Raw genomic sequence first — 23019 nt, 5'->3', positions numbered from 1 at the left:
TTTCTTTTTGGCGTTCTGACGCAGGAACGTGACTTCGAGCTCGTCGCCGTTGACGCGGTCAACGTTAGAGTTCAGCTACGCGCATGCGAGCAAATTGTACGGTTTCACGCAAAATTGGGCATCGGGCGCATTAGAGGTTGACGGCATCTGCGGATGCTACCTAATTGCGCGCCGCGACCGCGAAGATGGATGCCGTTGCGCGAGCGAAGCCAAATGCCAGACCGCATGTCTCCTTCCGATCGCTTCAATGCGCTGTCCTTGGTGCCACCCTTCGTTGGCATTTCCTTCCTTGCCCTGATTGGACTGACATTGATCGCGCTCATCCCAGGGATGATCACGCTCGGCCTGTTGCTGTTCATCCTCCCGGGGCAGATACTGATCGCAGCTCCCACGTTGCTTTATTACTCTCTCGCTGCACTCCCCGGATATCTGCTGGCGCGATTCCTTGGAAGCAACCTGCTTGGCGCCACGGTTGTGGCGGCGGTGCTCGCCGCGGCTGCGTTGCTGCCTCATTACCGCAGCCAAAGCCAGCTCGAGAAACTGCTCGCGACAGATATCACGGGTCCGGTGCCATCGTCGTTCCAGCCGCGCGCCTTTGATCTTCCGTATCCCGAGCAGGACAATTACTGGACGAATTGGCGGCACCCCGAAAGCCACGATCCGACCCCTCCGCCGCCCTGCGCGGATCTTTGCCAGCAGTTGCTGTTCAAGGGGCATATCGACCACGTCATTATCCGGGACCATAACGCGCGTGGCGCCCGGATGATCAGCACCGAGACGCAAAAGAGAGGGCCTGACGGCTCGATGCAGCGAATGGTCGAAGTCACATGGCTGCCGCGTTGGAGGAGATTTCACCTCGAACATCGCGAGAGCTGTCCCGAGACGCTGAGCCTCATCTCGGCTGAATTCGTTCATGAGGTCGTCGGCGGCCGATGCTTGATCGAAGACACCGTCGATCAGCGCGAAGCCGATGTCCTCGTGTCATTGTCCAAACCTCTCGATGTACAGGGCGCCGATGGCCAGTTTCGTCCCGATCTGAATATCGCGTTCGCCAACATTGAATCCGCCCCGATCACCATCACGATTGCCGAGCAGCATGACGGCAACCTGGTCCCGGCCGAGATCAGGACGGCGCTGCACGCGAGCAATGCGCGCGTTCCGTTCTATTTCACGACGAGACGATGTGGCGGAGGTGAAATTCCCAATCTGTGCCTCGCCGCGGCGACCGAACCTTTTGCAAACAGCCGCGCGGATCCGTTCGAGATGATTAATCGCCGTTATGGCTTCCCGGTGGTGCCGGGATCCAAGCCGGCCCGTCTGTCTTCCGCGCCCACGTCGGAGAATGACCGGGCCACAGTGAATGCCATCCTGAGACAGGACTACGGAGCTGGATTGATTCCAACGACTCAGTCGAAACTCGTCGCAAGTTTCCTCAGTGCAAGGCTCAAGAACGGACAACTCAATCAGGACGATATCGAGCTGATCCGGTTGGCGCTGAAGCAGCACGCCTTTGCCGCATCGATAGAGACCGACAAGCTGCCCTCAGACACCTATCAGGCCCTGAAGCCGCTGCTGCCCGACATGTTCAAGCGGATCGCCCATAGCGCCAAAGGGCAGCAGGAAATGGTGCAGTCGCTGAACGTGATGCTCGGGCACTATCCAGCCGAGGATACGAACCCGTACTCGTCCGCACTCTGCCAGGATTCCAAAAACGCCCGTTTGCGTGTCTGCTATCAGCGGGAATTTCGTACGCGCACGAAGTGATGCCTGCGGCTCTGCCGCCATGGTTTCGCAAGGTTGTGTCAACGTCACAAGCAAGCAAGCGGCGGATTTAAGGGGTTAACTTTGGCGCTTGTGCGCCCCGGCCTCACCCAGCACCCTCTCCGCAATTCCCACCACTTCTGATGCCGCGAGATCCCGCATGCAGCGGTGGTCGTTCATCTTGCAGATCGTGCTCTGGCAGGGCTGGCAGGGCAGCATTTCCTTGTCCTGCACCACCGTTGCCGCAAGGCTGTTGAGGGGGGCCCAGAGGTAGGGGCTGGTGGGGCCGAAGATGCCCATGGTGGGCGTGTCCAGGGCGGCGGCGATGTGCATCAGGCCGGAATCGTTGGAGATGGCGACGCCGGCCGCGGCCATGGCGAGGACGCCGTTGCGCAGATCGGTGCCGGTGAGGTCCCGGACCCCGGGGCCGCCAGCGGTCCCCTTGCCGCCCGCGGCGACGATCTCCTGGGCCAAGCCCTTTTCGGCGGGGCCGCCGACCACCCAGACCTCCAGGCCACGCTCGACCAGGAGGCGGGCAGCCTCGGGATAGTAGGTCCAGCGTTTTGAGACCCCGACCGAGCCCGGGGCGAGCGCCACGGCGGCTCCGGCGCCGAGGCGATTGGCCTCCCGCCAGCGGACGATCTCCTCGGCTGGGACCCGCAGTTGCGGCACCGGCCATTCCGGAGGCAGGGGTGCGCCGTCGGGCTGGGCCAGGGCGGCGTTCTTGTCGATGAAGCGGGGCAGTCTCTTCTCGCCCCAGCGCCAGCGGTTGATCAGGCCGAACCGAAACTCGCCGACGAAGCCGACCCGTTCGGGGATACCAGCCAGCGCCGGCGCGATCGCCGCCTTCCAGGTCCGGGGCAGCACCAGGGCGGTACCGTAATTCCGTTTCCGAAGGAGCTCTGCCAGGCCGAACTGGCGGCCAATTGCGAGCTGGCTGCGCGGCAGGTCCCAGACGATGCCGGCGCGCACGCCGGGCATGTAATCGATCAGCGGGGCGCACAGCGACGTGGTCAGGAGATCGACCGGCCGGTTCGGCCAGCGCTCCTTCAGGACCCGCACGACGGTATGATTCCGCACGAAATCGCCGATCCACATGTAGGGAATGATCAGGATCGGGCGGGTGTCGCTCCGGTCTGCATCTCCAACAAATTGCGAATCAATATTCATTCGTTAATTAGGACCGACGACGTGCTGATGTTGGCGGTTCGGTAGCCGCTCCCGGCCGGCAGGTAAAGCCGGCAGAAGCGGCGATCCCAAAACCGCTTACACTTTGGCGGATCATGCGCTACGGCAGGGCCGGGCACCAAGAAAAGCGGGCAGGTAGTTGGAATGTTGCTGGTGACCGGCGGGGCCGGTTTTATCGGATCGAATGTCGTGGCCGCGCTGAACCAGGCCGGCCGCAGCGACGTCGTGGTCTGCGACCTGCTCGGCACCGAGGGCAAGTGGCGCAACCTCGCCAAGCGGCAGCTTGTGGATATCGTTCCCCCGGCCGAACTGCCCGACTGGCTTAAGGGCCGCAAGTTGGAGGCCATGATCCATCTCGGGGCGATCTCCGCGACCACCGCGACCGACGGCGACCTCGTGTTCGAGACCAATTTCCGCCTGTCGATGCGCCTGCTGGACTGGTGCACGATGAACGCGGTGCCGTTCATCTATGCATCCTCGGCGGCGACCTATGGCGACGGCGAGGCCGGCTTCGGCGATGACGCGTCGCTACCGGCACTGAAAAAATTGCGGCCGATGAATCTCTACGGCTGGAGCAAGCACATGTTCGATCTCGCGGTCGCCGCGCGCGTGGCGAACGGCGATCCGCTGCCGCCGCAATGGGCCGGGCTGAAATTCTTCAACGTGTTCGGCCCCAACGAATACCACAAGGGCTCGATGATGAGCGTGCTGGCGCGGCGCTTCGACGACGTCAAGGCGGGCCGCGTCGTGCAGCTGTTCAAGTCGCATCGCGAGGGCATCGAAGACGGCGACCAGCGCCGCGACTTCATCTATGTCGACGACGTCGTGCGCGTGGTCATGTGGCTGCTGGCGACGCCGTCGGTGTCCGGCCTGTTCAACGTCGGCACCGGCAAGGCGCGGAGCTTCAGGGATCTGATGCTGGCTGCCTACGCTGCGCTCGGCACCAGGCCCAACATCGAATACATCGACATGCCCGAGAGCATCCGCAACAGCTATCAGTACTTCACCCAGAGCGAGGTCGATCGCCTCTGCCGCGCCGGCTATAACGGCGGATTCACGACGCTCGAGGACGCGGTCAAGGCCTATGTCGGGGACTATCTCGACCGGCCCGACCGCTTCCGCTGAGGCCTTTGATCATGGCGACCCCCATTCTCGATTTCGACGCCCTCGCGCAAACGATCTCAGGCCGCACGGTGCTTTGCATCGGCGACATCATGCTGGACGAGTTCGTCTATGGCGAGGTGTCGCGGATCTCGCCGGAAGCGCCGACGCCTGTCATCACCGCCCAGCGCAGCGAGATTCACATCGGCGGCGCCGGCAACGTCGCGCGCAATGTCGCGTCGCTCGGCGCACGCTGCATCTTCGTCGGCCTCGTCGGCGAGGACGATGCGGGCAGGCGGCTGGCATCGGCGCTGGGTGAGCAAGCCGGTATCGAGAGCGTGCTGGTGTGCGATCCCTCGCGGCCGACCACGCGAAAAGCCCGCTTCGTCTCCGAGCATTTTTCCACGCACATGCTGCGCGCGGATTGGGAGCAGGCGGCGCCTGCTTCCGATGACATCGAAACCAAACTGATCGACGCGATCCTGCCGCAGATCGCGCGCGCCGACATCGTGCTGCTGTCCGACTACGCCAAGGGCGTGCTGACCGCGCGCGTGATCCGCCACACCATCGACGCTGCGCGAAAGCTCGGCAAGCCCGTGGTGGTCGATCCCAAGAGCCTGAACTGGGCGATCTATCGCGGTGCCACGCTGCTCACGCCCAATCGCAGGGAATTCTCGGAGGCGACCCGCAGCCGTGCCGAGACGGTGCAGAGCATCGTCGAGGCCAGCGAGGACGTGATGCGGCTCGCCGATTGCGAGGCGATCCTGGTCACGCAGGGCGAGCACGGCATGACGCTGGTGCCGCGCAACGGCGCGGCCGTGCACGTTCCGGCCTTCCCGGTGAAGGTGCGCGACGTCTCCGGCGCCGGTGACACCGTCGCCGCCGCGCTCGCGGTATCGCTTGCGGCCGGCGCGGACTGGGATACGGCGCTGCGCGTGGCCAATGCCGCCGCCGCCGTCGCCGTCGGCAAGCAGGGCACCGCCAGCGTGAGCGCGGCCGAGCTGCGCCGAAAGATCCTGCCGCATGCCACCCTCGCGGCCGAGGAGAAGATCGTGCTCGATCCGGCTGCGCTCGATGCCCAGCTCGCCGAATGGAAGAGGCAGGGCCAGCGCGTCGGCTTCACCAATGGCTGTTTCGACATCCTCCATCCCGGTCACGTCAAGGTGCTGACCGCGGCGCGCGCCGCCTGTGACCGCCTGATCGTGGGGCTCAACAGCGACGCCTCGGTGCGGCGGCTGAAGGGCGCCGATCGTCCGGTGCAGGACGAGCGCGCGCGTGCCGAGGTGCTCGCCGCGCTGGAGGCCGTCGATCTCGTCGTCATCTTCGCGGAGGACACGCCGATCGACCTGATCACCAGGATCAAGCCCGGCGTGCTGGTGAAGGGCGGCGACTACACCCGCGAGCAGGTCGTCGGCCATGAGGTGGTCGAGGCCGCGGGCGGAACGGTCGTGCTGGTCGACATCCTCCAGGGCTTCAGCACGACGGCGCTGGTTCATCGCGCCCGGGGAGGCGGCAATTGACGGCGCTTGCAGGGGAGACTCCCGGCCAGATGTTGCGGCGGCGCCTGCGCAGTCCGGCGGCCTGGCGCGAGACAGTCGACCTGTTCGCGATCCTGACCGCGGCGTCGCTGCCCTGGTCGACGTCGCTCGCGGGGATCTTCAACGCGCTGATGCTGCTCTGCATGGTGCCGTTCCTCGACGTCCGCGCCTTCCTGCAATCGCTCAAGCGTCCGATCTGTGTGGCGCCGATCGCGCTGGTGCTGCTCGCGCTGGTGGGGACGCTGTGGTCGGATGCGGCCTGGGGCGCGCGCTTCTATGCAGTCAATCCGACCGTCAAGCTGCTCGTGCTGCCGGTCCTGCTCTATCATTTCGAGCGCTCGCCGCGCGGCCGGTGGGTCTTCGTCGCCTTCCTGGTATCCTGCGCCCTGTTGTCGGTGATGTCTTGGCTGGTCGCATTCTATCCCGATCTTGCGCTCAAGACCGATCCGCCCGAGCGCGGCATCTTCGTCAAGAACTACATCGACCAGAGCCAGGAATTCACGCTCTGCGCGGTCGCGCTCGCCTATCCGATCGTGATGCTGCTGCGGGAGAAGCGCTATTGGTTCGCCGCCCTGCTCACGGCGCTTGCGCTCAGCTTCTTCGTCAACATGGCCTTCGTGGTGGTGTCGCGCACCGCGCTCGTCACCATTCCGATCATGTTCGGCGTGTTCGCGTTGCTTCACCTCAGGTGGCGCAGCATTGCGATCGTCGCCGCCGCGCTGATCGCCGGCGCCATTCTCGCCTGGCAGGTCTCGCCGCATTTGCGCCATACTGCCGAGAGGTTTACGGACGAATACACGCGCTATATGGAGAGGGGCGAGGCGACCTCGCTGGGCCTGCGGCTCGAATTCTGGCGAAAGTCGCTCGGTTTCTTCGCGGAGGCGCCGATCCTGGGGCACGGCACCGGTTCGACCCGCGGGTTGTTCGAGCGCGTCGCGACGCCCGCCGGTCAGCACAAGGCGTCAGCCGAAGTGATCGGCAACCCCCACAATCAGACGTTGAATGTTGCCGTGCAATGGGGTCTGATCGGCGTCGCCGTTCTCTACACGATCTGGATCCTGCATCTGCTGTTGTTTCGCGGCGACGGGCTTGCCAATTGGATCGGGTTCCTGGTCGTGGTGCAGAACGTCTTCACCTCGCTGTTCAACTCGCATCTGTTCGACTTCCACGAGGGTTGGATGTACGTCATCGGCGTCGGCGTTGCCGGCGGCATGGTGATCCGGGCACAACAGGCCGAGGCGAAGATGAGGGAAGCCGGTTCCTGAGCGGTCGCGCGGCTGGCAAGTCTTGTCCAGATGGGTTATCAGCGCGGTCAGGTTGCATCTAACTGGGTTTTTATCGGTCGGCGGATGACGCGTCTTTCGCATCTTACCTCGCGCAATTTCCTGATCGCGCTCCACGACCTGCTGGCGACCACTGCCGCGCTTTTTGCCGCCTTCTATCTGCGATTCGAGGGTGGCGAAGACTTCTTCGAGCGCCTGCCGCTGCTGTTCCAGATCCTGCCCTATTTTCTTGCCTTCAGCGTGGTCGTGTTCTTCGTCTTGAACCTGACCACGACGAAGTGGCGCTTCATCTCGCTGCCGGATGCGCTGAACATCATCCGCGCGGCGACCGTGCTCACCGTCGCCCTGCTCGTGCTCGACTACATCTTCGTCGCTCCCAACGTCCGCGGCGCCTTTTTCCTCGGCAAGGTGACGATCGTTCTCTACTGGTTCCTGGAGATCGCGTTCCTCAGCGCGCTGCGCATGGCCTATCGCTACTTCCGCTATACGCGGGTGCGGCGTCACGCGAAGGGCAACGATGCCGCCCCGACGCTGCTGATCGGCCGAGCCGCGGATGCGGAGGTGCTGCTGCGCGGCATCGAGAGCGGGGCCATCAAGCACATCTGGCCCGTCGGCGTATTGTCGCCCTCGATGGCGGATCGCGGCCAGTTCATCCGTAACCTGCCGGTGCTGGGCGGCATCGACGACGTCGAGGACGTCATCGCGGACTTCGCCAAGCGCAACAAGGCGATCGCGCGCCTCATCATGACACCGTCGGCATTCGAGCCGGAAGCACACCCGGAATCGATCCTGATGCGGGCGCGCAAGCTGGGAGTGATCGTCAACCGCATGCCCTCGCTGGAGAGCGGCGACACGCCGCGGCTCACCGCGGTCGCAGTCGAGGACCTCCTGCTGCGGCCGAGCGAGACGATCGACTATGGGCGCCTGGAAGCGCTGATCAGGGGCAAGGCCGTCATCGTCACCGGCGGCGGCGGCTCGATCGGTGCAGAAATCTGCGAGCGCGTCGTCGCCTTCGGCGCCGCGCGGCTCCTGATCGTGGAAAACTCCGAGCCGGCGCTCTATGCGATCACGGAAGCGCTCGCCGCGCGGGGGGCGGCAGCCGAGATCGAAGGGCGGATCGCCGACATTCGCGACCGCGAGCGCATCATGCGGCTGATGGCGGCGTTCAGGCCGGACATCGTGTTCCATGCCGCTGCGCTCAAGCACGTTCCGATCCTCGAACGCGACTGGAGCGAAGGCGTCAAGACCAACATCTTCGGCTCGATCAATGTTGCCGATGCCGCCGTGGCGGCCGGCGCCGGGGCGATGGTGATGATCTCGACCGACAAGGCGATCGAGCCGGTGTCGATGCTCGGCCTGACCAAGCGCTTTGCGGAGATGTACTGCCAAGCGCTCGATCACGAGCTCGCCGCAGGCAGCGGCGGCGCCAAGCCGCCGATGCGGCTGATCTCGGTCCGGTTCGGCAACGTGCTGGCCTCGAACGGCTCGGTGGTGCCGAAGTTCAAGGCGCAGATCGAGGCCGGCGGCCCGGTGACGGTGACGCATCCCGACATGGTCCGCTACTTCATGACCATCCGCGAGGCCTGCGATCTCGTCATCACCGCGGCCACGCATGCGCTCGGGACGCAGCGCCCTGACGTCTCGGTCTACGTGCTCAACATGGGCCAGCCGGTAAAGATCGTCGATCTCGCCGAGCGCATGATCCGTCTTTCCGGACTGCAGCCGGGCTACGACATCGATATCGTGTTCACCGGCATGCGGCCGGGCGAGCGGCTGCACGAGATCCTGTTCGCCTCCGAGGAGCCGACCCGCGAGATCGGTGTTCCCGGCATCATGGCCGCGCAGCCGAACGAGCCGCCGATGCAGACGCTGCGCAAATGGATTGCTGCGCTGGAGCAGGCGATCGCCCGCGACGATCGCGCCACCATCAGGACCATCCTGAAGGATGCGGTGCCCGAATTCGGGTCGACGGCGGCCTGACCATGCAGCGTCGAGGCAGGATCGTCGCCTGTGCCGCTCCGGCCTGCGGATTGTCGCGCAACGCGGTTCTGGTGGAGCAACGATGAGCGAGACCAAGCCGCTCGCGCTGGTGACGGGGGCGAGCGGCTTCCTCGGCCGCCATATCGTGCCTGCGCTGACGCGGGCGGGGTGGTCGGTCCGCCGCGCGGTGCGCCGCGCGGATGGGGCCGACGGCGAGGTTCTGATCGGATCGATCGGCCCCGAAACCGACTGGCAGGCCGCGCTTGAAGGCGTCGATGCCGTCGTCCATCTCGCCGCGCGCGTGCACTACAAGAACGATGAACACGCGGTCCAGCTCTACCGCGACGTCAATGTCGACGGCACACTGCATCTGGCGCGCTCCGCGGCGACGGCCGGCGTGCGCCAGTTCATCTTCATCAGCACCGTCCTCGTTCACGGCCGGACCAATGAAGGCCGTGCACCGTTCCGCGAGAGCGACGTTCCGACGCCGCGTGGCCTCTATGGCACGTCCAAGGCGGAGGCCGAGGCGGGCTTGAGCGCGCTGGCGCGCGACAGCGGAATGAAGATCTCGGTGATCAGGCCGCCGCTCATCTATGGCGCGGGCGCCAAGGGCAATTTCCCGCTGCTGGCACGGGCGGTGAGGCTGGGACTGCCGTTGCCGTTCGCGGCAATCCGCAATCGCCGCAACTTTCTCTCCGTGCAGAACCTGTCGTCGTTCATCCTGTACCGGCTCGGCCATCCCGACCCGGGGAGCAATTTCGAGATCTTCCTGTTGGCCGACCGGGAGCGGGTCTCGACGCCTGAGTTCATCGCATGTCTGGCGCGAGCCTCCGGCAAGAGCAGCCGGCTGTTCCGCATGCCGCCAGAGCTGCTCGGTGCGGTCCTCCGCATGATGGGCCGGCAGGATATGCATGACGGCCTGATCGGCTCGCTCGAGCTCGACATTTCGAAGGCGATCGCAACCGGTTGGCAGCCGCAGGTCACCCTCGAGGAGGGCTTGCGCCTGGCGGTCTCGGATCAGGAGCCCTGAGGCCGGGAGAAACGGCGCAGCACGACTCCGACCGCGGCCGCGCCCGCGAACAGGCAGACGATCGTGATCGTCGTCGAACCGGCGCGAACGGTGGCGATGGCGAGCAATGCCAGCACGAGATTGAGCGCGAATGCTTCGCCGACCACCCGCTTCACCGTGAACCCGTTGTCGGTTGCACGCTGATAAAAGTGCGTGCGGTGTGCCGACCAGAACGGTTCGCGCCTGATGACGCGCCGGAACAGCGTGATGGTGGAATCCGCAAGATAGTAGGCGGGCAACAGCAGCGCTGCGGCCGTCTGCCCCCGGAAGGCGAGCTCCAGCAGGCACCAGCCGAGCAAGAGGCCGATCGGCAGGCTGCCGACATCGCCCAGGAAGACCCTTGCGACCGGGCGGTTGAACGGCGCAAAGCCGAGCATGGCGCCGCACAGCGCGGCGGCGATCGGCACGGCCGGCCATGAGAGATCCCCGAGCATTCCCAGCAGCAGCAGCGCCGCGGTGACCGGCACGACTTCCGCCACCGTCATCAGGTCGAGCCCGTCCATGAAGTTGACGAGGTTCACGAACCAGACGCCGGCAAGGACGATGAGGCCGCGCTCGAGCGCAAGCGGCAGCGCCGGCACGATGCGCGCGGTCTCCGGCGCGGTGAACACCACTGCGCCGACGCAGGCCGCCTGCAGCACCAGCCGCACGAGCACGGGCAGCGACTTTATGTCGTCGGCAAACCCGACCAGCGCGATCAGCACCGTCGCGCCGATCAGCACCGGCGGGATAGCGACGTTCGCCCAGACGGCCCAGAGCGAGGCGACGATCAGGGTCGCGGCGATCACCGCGATACCCGCGCCCTGCGGGGTCGGGATGCGATGTGAGGACCGCGCGTTCGGTCGCGCCAGTGCGTAGCGCTGGAGCAGGGGACGGCTGGTCCAGGTGACGAGCGCCGAGATCAGCGCGGCGATCGCAACGGCAAGCAGCACGGGCGCGCCGGCGAGCGCTTCGGTGGTCGAGCTCACTCCGGCACTCCGATCGGGGCCGAGCCTTGCGCGGCCTTCTCCGCGCTGAGGATCCAGACCAGGCCGCCGACCGCGCCGACGATGAAGTACACGGCGCCGAACAGCAGCGAGACGTTGACGCCCTCGTTGGCGGCAAGTCCCGCGAAGCCGAATGCAAGGCTCATCGTGGCTTCACGCACGCCCCAGCCGGCGATCGAGATCGGCATCATCGTGATCAGCATCACCGGCGGCACCAGCAGAAAGACGTCGCTGAAGCGAACCGGGGCCGCAATCGACCGCACGACGCACCAGGCGATGACGACGGCCAGCACGTGAACGAGGACCGACAGGATTGCGACGATCGGCCCGCAGGTACGGCTGAAGATCACGCGATTGGCGATCACCGCGCAGGCGTGAATGTGATGCGTGCCCCACCAGGTCTTCAGCCAGGGCCACTTCAGGGCGCCGAAAATCAGGAAGCCGAGGCCGCCGGCGAGCGCCACAAGGTCGATGAGCAGCAGCGCCGAGCGCCCGTGCGGATCGGTGATGAGGGTGTAGCTCCAGGGCAGGCTGGCGACGATGAGAACCGCGAGCGCGATCAGGCCGATCGCGCGGTCGACGAAGATCGAGTAGGTCGCCGCACGCCAGCCGGCGCCGGCGCGCGCGACCAGCCACAGCCGGACCGCATCGCCGCCGATCGCCGACGGCAGGGTCTGGTTGAAGAACGAGCCGATCACGTTGTAGCGCATGGCGCGGCTGAGCTCGAGCGGTGCGCCGCAGACGGCGCTGATCTGGCGCCAGCGCAGCACGCCGACGAAGATCTGCAGGAACGCAACCGCGATCGCGACGCCGATCCAGAACAGGCTGGTGACGGTGAAGCGCGACAACAATTCGGACAGGTCCACCTTGCGCAGCGCCAGATAGAGCAGCGCCGCGGAAATCATGATCTTGGCCGTCGACAACAGGATTCGGCGCATCTCGCCCGCATGGACAGGGTTTGCGAAGATTTGAGGCAACCCGACGCGAGGCGCCGAATTCGGCCGCTTTGGTATGGTCTTGGCGCCGATCTTGCAATAGCCGTCGTTGGGGTGTTGTGAGGGCAGCGGCGAGCCCTATTGCGACCCGATCGAGCTGGCGGCTAAACAGGACCGGGCGAGGGATCCCCAGGGAACAGGATGACGGATCAGGCGATTTTGGTCACGGGTGCCGCCGGATTCATCGGCTTTCACGTCGCCCGGCAGCTCCTGGGCGAAGGCCGTCCCGTCGTCGGGCTCGACAATCTCAACAGCTATTACGATCCGGCGCTGAAGAAAGCGCGCCTGGCGCTGCTCGGGGACGATTCCCGCTTCTCCTTCGTCGAGGCCGACCTCGCCGACCGCGAGGCGATGGCGGCGTTGTTTGCGCAACATCGTTTTGCCAAAGTCGTGCATATGGCGGCGCAGGCCGGCGTGCGCTACTCGATCGAGCAGCCGCACGCCTATGCCGATTCCAATCTCCTGGGCTTTCTCAACGTGCTTGAGGGCTGCCGCAACAACGGCTGTCGTCATCTCGTCTACGCCTCGTCATCCTCCGTTTACGGCGCCAACACAAAACTGCCATTTGCGGTTGCAGACCGCACCGATCATCCCGTCAGCTTCTATGCCGCGACCAAGAAGGCGAACGAGGTGATGGCGCAGTCCTACAGCCATCTCTACCGCCTGCCGGTCACGGGGCTGCGCTTCTTTACCATTTACGGCCCGTGGGGCCGGCCCGACATGGCCGTATTTCTGTTCGCGAACGCCATCATGGCGGGCAAGCCGATCCGGCTCTTTAACCATGGCGAGATGCGGCGCGACTTCACCTATATTGATGATGTGACCCGCGTCGTATCGAAGCTGATCGATCTTGTGCCCGCGGACGATCCGGCTGCCGCAAATGCGCCGTTTAAGCTCTACAATGTCGGCAACCACCATCCGGAGGAGCTGATGCACGTCGTCGGTCTTCTGGAGCGGGAGCTGGGCCGGACGGCGATCAAAGAATTGCTGCCGATGCAGCCGGGAGATGTGCGGGAAACGTTCGCGGATGTCGAGGATCTGATGCGCGACACCGGCTTTGCACCGTCAACGCCGATCGAGCATGGGGTCCATAATTTCGTCACCTGGTATCGCGACTACTTCAAGGTTTGAGATCACGATGGACAAACGCATAATCCCCCTGATCATGTGCGGCGGTGCCGGCACGCGGCTGTGGCCCGCTTCGCGCGAGGTTCGCCCCAAGCAGTTCCTGCCGCTGTTCGGCACGCGCTCGACCTTCCAGGACACGCTGCTGCGCGTGTCCGATCCCTCGCTGTTCGACCGGCCGATCGTCATCACCAATGCGGCCTATCGCTTCATGGTGCTGGAGCAGCTCGCCGAGATCGGCATCGAGGCCGACGTGATCCTCGAGCCGATGCGACGCGATTCCGGCCCTGCGATCGCGGCGGGCGCGGTGTTCGCGCAGAACCGCGACAGCGAAGCGATCGTGCTCGCGCTCGCCGCCGACCACGTGGTGCAGGACAATGCCGCCTTCGTTGCCGCCTGCCGCGAGGGCCTCACCGCCGCGCGCGCCGGGCGCATCGTCACCTTCGGCGTCAAGCCGGAGCGGCCGGCGACCGAATACGGCTACATCAATCCGGGCGAGGTGATTTCCGGCGAAGTGCATGCGGTTGCGCGCTTCGTCGAGAAGCCGGATGCGGTGAAGGCGTCCGACTACGTCAATTCGGGATATCTCTGGAACAGCGGCAACTTCATGTTCCCGGCCGCCGTACTGCTCGACGAATATCGCAAGGTCGATGCGGGAAGCGTCGAGGCCGTCACCAGCGCCGTCAACAATGCCGGCCGCGATCTCGGCTTCGTCACGCTGGAGCCCGAGGCGTTCGGCGCGGCGAAGGCGATCTCGATCGACTATGCGGTGATGGAGAAGACCGCGCGCGCGGCCGTGGTGCCGGTGTCGTGCGGCTGGTCCGACGTCGGCTCCTGGCTCGCGGTGTGGGAGCTGTCGGAGAAGGACGCGCAGGGCAATGCGGCGCATGGCACCGCCGTGTTCGAGGACTCCCGCAACTGCAACGTCACCACCGATTCCGCGCTGGTCGCGCTCGAAGGCGTCGACGATCTCGTCGTGGTCGCCACCGCGGACGCGATCCTGGTCTCGCGCCAGAAGGATGCCAACGGCCTGAAGCGCCTGGTGACCAAGCTGAAGGCGGTCGCGCCGAAGGTCACCGAGGAGCATCTCAAGGTGCACCGGCCCTGGGGCAGCTATCAGTCCGTCGACAATGGCGAGCGTCACCAGGTCAAGCGCATCGTGGTGAAGCCGGGCGGGCGCCTCTCGCTGCAGAAGCACCATCATCGCGCCGAGCACTGGATCGTGGTGCGGGGCACGGCCCAGGTCACCGTCAACGAGACCGTGAAGACGGTGCATGAGAACGAGTCGATCTACATCCCGATGGGCGCCGTGCACCGGATGGAGAACCCCGGCAAGATCCAGCTGGAGCTGATCGAGGTCCAGACCGGCTCTTATCTGGGGGAAGACGACATCATCCGGATTGAAGACGACTATCAAAGGTCGTAACCAGCAAACTCCGAATCATGTGACCCGGGCCGGGAAGACGGTATGTTTTGCGGCTTAAGGCCCGGGGAACGTGTAACTTTTTGAATCAAATCGTGTCCGGGCTCCCAGCTCCGCATTCGCCACAAATGTGGCGGTCGTGCTAGGAGAGGCGCCGGGGATTTGGGTTGAATCGGGGTTTGCTCAGATGAGTTCCAAAGGATCGGCACCGGCGAAGGCCGGCTTGCGCGTCGGCGTGATTGGTGCCGGCGTGATGGGCAGCAACCACGCGCGCGTGCTTGCGGGTCTACCCGGCGTCAGCCTCGTCGGCGTTGTCGATCCCTCGGCGGCACATCGTGAGCGGGCAACGGAGCTCGCCGGTTGCGAAAGCTTCGAGACGCTCGACCAGCTCTTCGCCGAAGGCGTCGACGCCGTGACCATCGCCGCGCCCACCCATCTGCATCACGAGGTCGCGCTCGCCTGCATCGCCAAGAACATCCACGTGCTGGTCGAGAAGCCGATCGCCTCCACCGTGGAAGAGGGCCGCGAGATCGTCGCCGCGGCGCAGAAGGCCGGCGTGACGCTGATGGTCGGCCATGTCGAGCGCTTCAATCCGGCGGTCGCCGCGGTCAAGCAGGCCATCGCGGGCGAGGACATTCTCTCCATCGCCATCACGCGCGTCGGCCCGTTTCCGCCGCGCATGTCCAATGTCGGCGTCGTCATCGACCTTGCCGTGCACGACATCGATCTGATCCGCTGGTTCACCGAATCCGACATCGTCGAGGTGCAACCGCAATTGTCGAGCGCGGTCGCCGAGCGCGAGGACATCGCGCTCCTGCAGTTCCGCACCGCCAACGGCGTGCTCGCCCACATCAACACCAACTGGCTGACGCCGTTCAAGGCGCGCAGCGTCACGGTCGCCACGCGCGGCAAATACGTGATGGGCGATCTGCTCACGCGCCAGGTCACCGAGTGCTTCGGCTTCAAGCCCGACGGCAGCTACTCGATGCGGCATCTGCCGGTCGGCCACGATGAGCCGCTGCGCGCCGAGCTGATCGCATTCCTCAAGGCGGTGCGCCACGGCGATACGCCGGCGGTAACGGGCGATGAAGGCGTCGCCAGCCTCGAGATCGCCACGCAATGTCTCGAAACGCCGTCGCGGCCTGCGGCGACGGCGCCCGTCCGCAAGGCTCCGCGCCGCGTCGCCGGCTGATCCTTTTCCATGTCGACCGCTCAAACGTCACAAGGCGCCAAGAACCAGACTATGAACCAGCATCTGCGTTCCGATCCCATTCCCTTCATCGACGTCGGCGCGCAGCGGCGCCGGCTCGGGGCCTCGCTCGATGCCGCCGTCAAGCGCGTGCTCGACCATTGCCAGTTCGTGAACGGACCCGAGGTCTTCGAGCTCGAGAAGCAGCTCGCGGCCTATACCGGCGCCAAGCACGTGATCGGCTGCGCCAGCGGCACCGACGCGATCCTGATGGTGATGATGGCGAAGAATGTCGGGCCCGGCGATGCCGTGCTGTGTCCATCCTTCACCTTCATCGCGACCGCCTCGCCGGTGGCGCGGACCGGCGCGACGCCTGTCTATGTCGACGTGGACGAGGCGACCTTCAACATGAGCCCGGAATCGCTGAAGCGCGGCATCGCGACCGCTCGCAAGGCCGGCCTCAAGCCCGTCGCGGTGATTCCGGTCGACCTGTTCGGCCAGCCGGCCGATCACGACTCCATCGCCGAGATCGCCAAGGCCGAGGGCCTGTTCGTGCTCGACGACGCCGCGCAAGCGTTTGGCGCGAGCTACAAGGGCCGCAAGCTCGGCACGCTCGCGCATGCCACGGCGACCAGCTTCTTCCCGGCAAAACCGCTCGGCTGCTTCGGCGACGGCGGCGCGATCTTCACCGATGACGACGAACTCGCGGCCACGCTGCGCAGCATCCGCGTGCACGGGCAGGGCGTGGACAAATACGACAATGTCCGTCTCGGCCTGACCGGCCGGATCGACACCATGCAGGCCGCGGTCCTGATCGAGAAACTGAAGATCTTCGACGACGAGATCGCCGCCCGCAACAAGATCGCGGAGCGCTATGAGCGCGGTCTGTCCAATGTGGTCACCGTGCCGCGCCTCAGCCCCGGCAATACCTCGGTCTGGGCGCAGTACACCATCCGTCTGCCCGAGGGGACCGACCGCGACGGCTTTGCCGCTGCGCTGAAGGCCCAGGGCGTACCGACCGCGATCTACTACGGCAAGTCGATGCATCAGCAGACCGCCTACAAGCAATATCCGGTCGCGGAAGGCGGGCTGCCGGGTTGCGAGAGCCTGTCGCGGGACGTGATCAGCCTGCCGATGCATGCCTATGTGACCGAAGCCGACCAGGAGCGGGTGATCGCTGCCGTCCGCGGCGCGCTCGCGGGCTGATTTGCCTCTCACCTCTCCCGAAGGGAGAGGTCGGATCGCATCGAAGATGCGATCCGGGTGAGGGGCTACAAACTCACTGAATGCTGCGGCCCCTCACCCGGATTGCTGCGCAATCCGACCTCTCCCCGTCGGGGAGAGGTGGACACCGAGCAAGCCGCTTTTTTGATCTCATGGTCTTTCAAAGCCTTATCGGCGGCCCGATAAGCCTCTAGAAGAGTCCGCATGCTCGGACGCATCTTCACGGTTGGTGGATATACGCTGCTCTCGCGAGTGACGGGATTTGCCCGCGACATCATGCTCGCGGCGATCCTCGGCGCCGGCCCCGTCGCCGACGCCTTTTTCGTGGCGCTGCGGCTGCCCAACCATTTCCGCGCGATCTTCGCCGAGGGCGCTTTCAACGCGGCCTGGGTGCCCGCCTATGCCCACGTCCATGGAGAGAAGGGCGAGGCGGCGGCCCACCTGTTCGCGGACCGCATCTTCACGTTGCTGCTGGCCTCGCAGGTGGTGCTGCTGGTCGCCGCCTGGCTGTTCATGCCGCAGGCCATGAGCATCCTCGCACCGGGCTTCAGTGAGGATGCCGAGCAGCGCAAGCTCGCGATCGAGCTGACCCGGATCACCTTCCCCTACCTGCTGCTGATCACGCTGGTGACGCTCTATGGCGGCATGCTCAACGTGATGCAGCGCTTTGCCAGCGCCGCGGCGGCGTCGATCTTCCTCAACGTCGCGATGATGATGACGCTGGCGCTTGCCGCCTGGTTTCCGACCGCAGGCCACGCCGCGGCCTGGGGCGTGCTCATCTCGGGCTTCCTGCAATATTTCCTGCTGGCGGGCGATCTGGCCCGTCATGGCGGCCTGCCGCGCTTTGCACCGCTCAAGCTCGACGAAGACGTCCGCGGCTTCTTCAAGGCGCTCGGACCTGCAACGTTGGGCTCGATGGGTACGCAGGTGGCGCTGTTCGCCGACACCATCATCGCGACCTTCCTGCCCGCAGGCGCGCTGTCGGCGCTCTATTATGCCGACCGTCTCAACCAGCTGCCGATCGGGGTCATCGGCATTGCTATCGGCACGGTGCTGTTGCCGGAGATGTCGAGGCGGATCACGGCCAACGACCCGGACGGCGCCCTGAAGGCGCAGCGCCGTGCCTTCGACTTCACGCTGCTGTTCTCGATACCGTTCGTGGCGGCCTTCCTCACTGTGCCCGACGAGATCATGCGTGCGCTGTTCGCCCGCGGCGCCTTCTCGAAGGCCGATGCGGTTGCCGCAGGCGGCACGCTCGCGGCCTACGCCATCGGCCTGATCCCCTTCGTGCTGATCCGCAGTGCGGTCGCGACCTTCTATGCGCGCAAGGATACGGCGACGCCGGTTCGGGCGTCGCTGACCGGCATCGCCGTCAACGTCGCACTGAAGGTCGCCCTGATGGGATCGCTGGCCCAGATCGGCCTCGCGCTCGCAACCGCCGTCGGCGTCTGGACCAACCTTCTGCTCGTGCTGTTCTTCGCCGTGCGGCGAGGCTTCCTCGTGCTGGACCGCGCCTGGCTGATGTCGCTCGCCAAATTCCTCGTCACCGGACTGATCCTCGCCGCCACGTTCTGGCTGATCGCGCGGTTTAGCGCTCCACTCCTCGCCTCGATGCACTTCCGCGATGAGTTGACCCTGGTCCTGCTGGCTGCCGGCGGCACCATCGTCTATGCGCTCGCGATTCTCATCCTGTTCGGCCGCAGTTGGCTGGTCTCCCTAGTGCGCGGTTAGGCGCGCATCAATAGGATTGTATATCCGCTGTGCCTGCGAAGGCGAGCCTACGGTAAAGGAGCGCGCGCTTGGCTAACGGCCAATTTGTGGAACTTGCAGCCAGCGGCGGCGTAGGCAATATTTCCAGCAAGTCCTTTGCACACTCTTAGAGTTCGATGACAAACTTCATGGGCATAGTGCTTGCGTGTCTTCGAGACGCCGGTTACGAGCCGATTGTCATCAACGAGTTGAACGACGCACTTCAAGGAGTCGCAAGGGAGCGCCCCGATCTCGTCGCACGCTATAGCAAAGCACTCGCATCGCGCAGGGCCGGAGAAATCGAACGTCTCTGGTCAGAGTGCGTGCTCAGTTTGAACGCTTGGCACAACATTCGAATCAATGGGGTCACGGGCCGACTTCACATTGGACATGGCAGCCGATCATATCCGTTGTTTCCGCGTGTTCTCCAAATTTGGCCGCCTCAGGGTCTGAGATGAACTAAAAGGACGCTGAAGGCACGGCCCCGCCAACTGTTCCTATGCGCCAAAGTGGTGCTCGCCTTCAGGCTGCAACCAGAATTCGTACATCTCTTGATTTTGCGCGATTCCCGTGCTATCCGTCGCCTATGATCAAATCGTCGCGCAAACTCAACCGCAATCACATCACCCGCTTCGGCTGGGCGGTGGGAGGAGTCGCGCGCTAAGAATTCGACGACGACATCTTTTCCATCAGGCCCCGCCGGCATCGGACGGGGCCTTTTCATTGGCCACGCTCCCTGCCGGCACAACAGCAGGAGCATCCGATGCCACCACAACAGACGGACATCACACCCGAAATTGGGGTCGACGCCGCAAGGCGCGGCCTCGACCTCACCATCGTCTTGAGCCTGCTCAAGCGATACTGGCTTGCATTTCAGGCGCGGCGGTCCCGCGTACGGGTCACCTTGCATGACCTCAGCGACAGGGAGCTGATGGACATCGGCCTGACGCGCGGCGAGCTCGACTGCATCGCACCTGAGAGTGCCATCGATAGGGTGAGAGACCATGCCAGGACTCTGTGGGGCCGTGGTGGGATGTGACGCGTCTCCTTCGAGACGACCGCTGAGCCTGTCATCGGACCGCGCTCAGCGGCGGCGTCTCGACGGAAAGCCCTAGGAAGGTTGTTTCCATATGCGACTGCCTGCCAGGCACCGGGTGGGTCCCCGCGGGGCACTCGCCATTCCCGTTTGCCTTGCCAGTTTTTCCACGGCAATATGCCCGGCAAAACAACCATGAGAACGGGAAAAGACAATGGCGGCTCCCATCAAGTTCGGCGTTGGCCAAAGCGTGCTGCGCAAGGAGGATGACGCGCTCATCCGCGGCAAGGGCCGCTATACCGACGATTACGCGCCGCAGGCTGCGCTTCGCTGCCTGATGCTGCGCTCGCCGCATGCGCACGCCAAATACACCATCGATGCGAGCCGGGCCCGCGGGCTGCCCGGCGTCGCGCTGATCCTGACCGCCGACGACGTTGCGGATCTCGGCAATCTGCCCTGCCTGTTCAATCTCGAGACCGATCCCTTCACGGGCCCGCCTTACCCGATCTTGGCCAAGGACGAGGTCCGTCATGTCGGCGATGCCGTCGCCTTCGTGGTCGCTGAAACCATCGATCAGGCCCGGGATGCGATCGAGGCGATCGACGTCAAATGGTCGCCGCTGCCTGCCGTGACCGGCGTCGTCAACGCCGTGAAGAAGGGCGCAGCCCAGGTCTGGCCGGACAAGCCCGGCAATTTGCTGTTCGATGTCTCGATCGGCGACAAGGCTGCGACGGAAGCCGCCTTCGCCAAGGCGCATGCGGTGGCCGAAATCTCGATCGTCAATCCGCGCGTGGTCGCGAGCTTCATGGAGACGCGCGCGGCCGTCTGCGAATATGACGCCAAGCGCGACCATCTGACGCTCACCATCGGCAGCCAGGGGAGCCACCGGCTGCGCGACATCCTGTGTCAGAACGTGCTCAACATTCCCACCGACAAGATGCGGGTGATCTGTCCCGATGTCGGCGGCGGCTTCGGCACGAAGCTGTTCCCGTACCGCGAATACGCCCTGATGGCGGTCGCGGCCAAGAAACTGAAGAAGACGGTGAAATGGGCGGCCGACCGCACCGAGCATTTCATGGGCGACGCGCAGGGCCGCGACAACGTCACCACCGCGAAGATGGCGCTGGCCGAGGACGGCAAGTTCCTGGCGATGGATTGCGACCTGATGGGAGACATGGGCGCGTATCTGTCCACTTTCGGCCCCTACATCCCGCATGGCGGCGCCGGCATGCTGCCGGGCCTCTATGATATCCAGGCCTTCCACTGCCGGGTGCGCACCATCTTCACCAACAGCGTGCCGGTCGATGCCTATCGCGGCGCGGGACGGCCCGAGGCGGCCTATGTCATCGAGCGTCTGGTCGATGCCTGCGCGCGAAAGCTCGACATGACGCCGGACGCGGTCCGTCGCAAGAATTTCATCCCGCCGAAGGCGCTGCCCTACAAGACCGCCACCGGCAAGGTCTACGATTCCGGCGACTTCGCCGCGCATCTGAAGCGTGCGATGGAGATCGCCGAGTGGAAGGAGTTTCCCAAGCGCGCGAAGCTCGCCAAGAAGCATGGCCTGATCCGCGGCATCGGCCTTGCGAGCTATGTCGAGGTGTGCGGCACCATGGGCGAGGAGACCGCCAATGTGCGGCTCGATCCTAATGGCGACGTCACCGTCCTGATCGGAACGCAATCGAGCGGGCAGGGACACCAGACCGCCTATGCGCAGATCGTCGCCGAGCAGTTCGGCGTCGCGCCCGAGCGCGTCCACATCCACCAGGGCGATACCGACGAGATCGCGACCGGCCTCGGCACCGGCGGCTCGGCCTCGATCCCCTCGGGCGGCGTCAGCGTCGAGCGCGCCACGCGCGAGCTCGGCTCAAAGCTGAAGGAGATCGCGGCGCAGGCGCTGGAAGCCAGCGCGGGCGACCTCGAGATCTTCGAGGGCGTGGTGCGCATCGCCGGCACCGACCGCTCGATCTCGTTCGCCGATCTCGCCAAGCGGCCCGGCGTCGATCCATCGAAGCTGAACGGCAGCGCGACCTTTGCCAGCGCCGACGGCACCTATCCGAACGGCACCCATGTCGCGGAGGTCGAGATCGATCCGGCCACCGGCATCATCAAGATCGTCAACTACGTGATCGTCGATGATTTCGGCAAGACGCTCAATCCGCTGCTGCTGGCGGGACAGGTGCATGGCGGCGCGATGCAGGGCATCGGCCAGGCGCTGATGGAACAGGTGGTGTATGGCGCCACCGATGGCCAGCTCATCACCGCGACCTTCATGGACTACGCGCTGCCGCGTGCGGCGGACGGGCCGGCCTTCGTGTTCGAGACCAACAATATCCCCTGCAAGACCAATCCGATGGGGGTGAAAGGGGCGGGCGAGGCCGGCGCGATCGGCTCCTGCCCGGCGATCGTCAACGCCATCGTCGACGCGCTCTGGCGCGAATACAAGATCGACCACATCGACATGCCGGCAACGCCGGAGCGGGTGTGGATCGCAATCAACGAGTACCATCGCCGCCACAGCCTGTGAGCCCGATCTCCGCGCGCGCACGGGAATAAACGCGTCGCGCGGGGTTCTACACCTGATGGGCTCCGGCTTCACGCGAAGCCGGCGAAGCCTCATTCCCTGAACGTCTCGAGAGCCGGAGAAACGGACCAATGAAACGGACGATGATTGTCGCGGGCGCCCTCGTATTGGGCGCGGGCGCCGTCATGGCGCAACAGGAGATTGCCGTCCAGCAGGACAATCTTATGAAATCGATCGCCAAGAACCAGTACGGCGTCCTGCAGAAGATGAGCAAGGGAGATATCCCCTTCGACAAGAGAGCTGCCGATCAGGCCATCGCCAGCATCGAGGCCGATGTTGCCAAGATCGCCAAGACCTTCGAAGTCAATCCCAAGCAGGACGTGGTGAACGCGACGTACGGCAGCTCGCAAAAGATCTGGCAGAACAAGGCCGATTTCGACTCCAAGATTCCACCAGTGCAGAAGGCGATCGCCGATTTCAAAGGCAAGATCACCGACGTTGCAAGCTTGAAGACGGCCTATAATACGATCAACGATCGCTGCAACGAATGCCACGAGACCTATCGGGTGAAGTTGAAATAGCTGGGCATAGAGCCAGTCCCGATCGCGCTTCGCTGCATCTGGCTACAGGACCAAAAGAGGGCGGTCGCGAAAGCACTCGCCCTCTTTTGCATTGCCGTTCAGCAACAGGAATTCTATTCGCAAGGCCTGACGGATCGCCGCGAGAGCGGTTATCTTCAGCACCAGCCGCCGCAGCATCGATGTGAGCTGTTGGAGCCGGCGCCTCTCGCGCCTGACTGCCTCATGACATCATGAGTTCCAACGCCCGGCGCGGAATTGTATCAACAGCGA

17 protein-coding genes are annotated in these 23019 nt (G+C 64.8%); 14 read left to right on the top strand and 3 right to left on the bottom strand.

The features are described from left to right. Positions 1 to 213 precede the first annotated feature (213 nt). Positions 214 to 1764 (top strand): hypothetical protein, encoded by a 1551-nt coding sequence (locus EDE08_RS31305; protein WP_131872940.1) that lies wholly within the window; start codon positions 214 to 216, stop codon positions 1762 to 1764. A 75-nt stretch (positions 1765 to 1839) separates the two neighbouring features. Here EDE08_RS31305 and waaF read toward each other — a convergent pair whose 3' ends face one another. Next, positions 1840 to 2931: a lipopolysaccharide heptosyltransferase II gene (gene waaF, locus EDE08_RS31300; RefSeq protein ID WP_131872938.1), complete on the bottom strand. Its 1092-nt coding sequence runs from the start codon at positions 2929 to 2931 to the stop codon at positions 1840 to 1842. Positions 2932 to 3093: 162 nt separating this feature from the next. On the opposite strand from waaF, the gene rfaD reads away from it, so the two are divergent. The 5 genes from rfaD to EDE08_RS31275 all read left to right on the top strand — a co-directional run bounded on the left by rfaD (position 3094) and on the right by EDE08_RS31275 (position 9881). Then, complete coding sequence (gene rfaD, locus EDE08_RS31295; protein ID WP_131872936.1) at positions 3094 to 4074, top strand: ADP-glyceromanno-heptose 6-epimerase; 981 nt, start codon at positions 3094 to 3096, stop codon at positions 4072 to 4074. An 11-nt stretch (positions 4075 to 4085) separates the two neighbouring features. Next, positions 4086 to 5570, top strand: coding sequence for a D-glycero-beta-D-manno-heptose-7-phosphate kinase (rfaE1, locus tag EDE08_RS31290; protein ID WP_131872934.1), 1485 nt, complete (start codon positions 4086 to 4088; stop codon positions 5568 to 5570). Beyond that, complete coding sequence (locus tag EDE08_RS31285; RefSeq protein WP_131872932.1) at positions 5567 to 6853, top strand: O-antigen ligase family protein; 1287 nt, start codon at positions 5567 to 5569, stop codon at positions 6851 to 6853. The genes rfaE1 and EDE08_RS31285 overlap by 4 nt, the downstream gene beginning before the upstream one ends. Positions 6854 to 6937: 84 nt before the next feature. Next, the gene (locus EDE08_RS31280; protein WP_165936284.1) at positions 6938 to 8851 is read left to right on the top strand and encodes a nucleoside-diphosphate sugar epimerase/dehydratase; all 1914 of its coding nucleotides are present in this window, start codon (positions 6938 to 6940) and stop codon (positions 8849 to 8851) included. 82 nt (positions 8852 to 8933) lie between these two features. After that, positions 8934 to 9881, top strand: a complete 948-nt coding sequence (locus tag EDE08_RS31275) for an NAD-dependent epimerase/dehydratase family protein (RefSeq protein ID WP_131872928.1) — start codon at positions 8934 to 8936, stop codon at positions 9879 to 9881. On the opposite strand, the gene EDE08_RS31270 is transcribed toward EDE08_RS31275, so the two are convergent. After that, positions 9869 to 10888, bottom strand: a complete 1020-nt coding sequence (locus tag EDE08_RS31270; RefSeq protein WP_131872926.1) for an MraY family glycosyltransferase — start codon at positions 10886 to 10888, stop codon at positions 9869 to 9871. The two genes, EDE08_RS31275 and EDE08_RS31270, sit on opposite strands and share 13 nt — an antisense overlap. Then, positions 10885 to 11844 carry a lysylphosphatidylglycerol synthase transmembrane domain-containing protein gene (locus EDE08_RS31265; RefSeq protein ID WP_131872924.1) on the bottom strand — a complete coding sequence of 320 codons (960 nt, stop codon included), beginning with the start codon at positions 11842 to 11844 and terminating at the stop codon, positions 10885 to 10887. The genes EDE08_RS31270 and EDE08_RS31265 overlap by 4 nt, the downstream gene beginning before the upstream one ends. Positions 11845 to 12042: 198 nt before the next feature. Between EDE08_RS31265 and EDE08_RS31260 the strand changes: the two genes are divergently transcribed. From EDE08_RS31260 to EDE08_RS31225, 8 genes are all read left to right on the top strand, one after another. Further along, on the top strand, positions 12043 to 13032 hold the full coding sequence (locus EDE08_RS31260) for an SDR family NAD(P)-dependent oxidoreductase (protein WP_131872922.1): 990 nt from the start codon (positions 12043 to 12045) through the stop codon (positions 13030 to 13032). Positions 13033 to 13039: 7 nt separating this feature from the next. Continuing rightward, on the top strand, positions 13040 to 14452 hold the full coding sequence (locus EDE08_RS31255; RefSeq protein WP_165936283.1) for a mannose-1-phosphate guanylyltransferase/mannose-6-phosphate isomerase: 1413 nt from the start codon (positions 13040 to 13042) through the stop codon (positions 14450 to 14452). Between the two features lie 184 nt (positions 14453 to 14636). After that, positions 14637 to 15641: a Gfo/Idh/MocA family protein gene (locus EDE08_RS31250; protein ID WP_131872920.1), complete on the top strand. Its 1005-nt coding sequence runs from the start codon at positions 14637 to 14639 to the stop codon at positions 15639 to 15641. 51 nt (positions 15642 to 15692) lie between these two features. Further along, a complete protein-coding gene (locus EDE08_RS31245; protein WP_131873104.1) occupies positions 15693 to 16844 on the top strand; it encodes a DegT/DnrJ/EryC1/StrS family aminotransferase in 1152 nt (383 codons plus the stop codon). 222 nt (positions 16845 to 17066) lie between these two features. Beyond that, a complete protein-coding gene (gene murJ, locus EDE08_RS31240) occupies positions 17067 to 18593 on the top strand; it encodes a murein biosynthesis integral membrane protein MurJ (protein ID WP_131872918.1) in 1527 nt (508 codons plus the stop codon). A gap of 781 nt (positions 18594 to 19374) precedes the next feature. Beyond that, positions 19375 to 19650, top strand: a complete 276-nt coding sequence (locus tag EDE08_RS31235; RefSeq protein ID WP_131872916.1) for a YjiS-like domain-containing protein — start codon at positions 19375 to 19377, stop codon at positions 19648 to 19650. A 211-nt stretch (positions 19651 to 19861) separates the two neighbouring features. After that, complete coding sequence (locus EDE08_RS31230; RefSeq protein WP_131872914.1) at positions 19862 to 22171, top strand: xanthine dehydrogenase family protein molybdopterin-binding subunit; 2310 nt, start codon at positions 19862 to 19864, stop codon at positions 22169 to 22171. Between the two features lie 128 nt (positions 22172 to 22299). Then, entirely contained in the window at positions 22300 to 22749 is a 450-nt protein-coding gene (locus EDE08_RS31225) for a cytochrome c (protein WP_131872912.1), read from the top strand. The last annotated feature ends 270 nt before the right edge of the window (positions 22750 to 23019 follow it).

Origin of the sequence: Bradyrhizobium sp. R2.2-H, from assembly GCF_004346455.1 — a bacterium.
Classification (GTDB): domain Bacteria; phylum Pseudomonadota; class Alphaproteobacteria; order Rhizobiales; family Xanthobacteraceae; genus Bradyrhizobium; species Bradyrhizobium diversitatis.
Note: the sequence above shows the minus strand (reverse complement) of the source record. Positions and strands in the feature narration are given on the sequence as shown.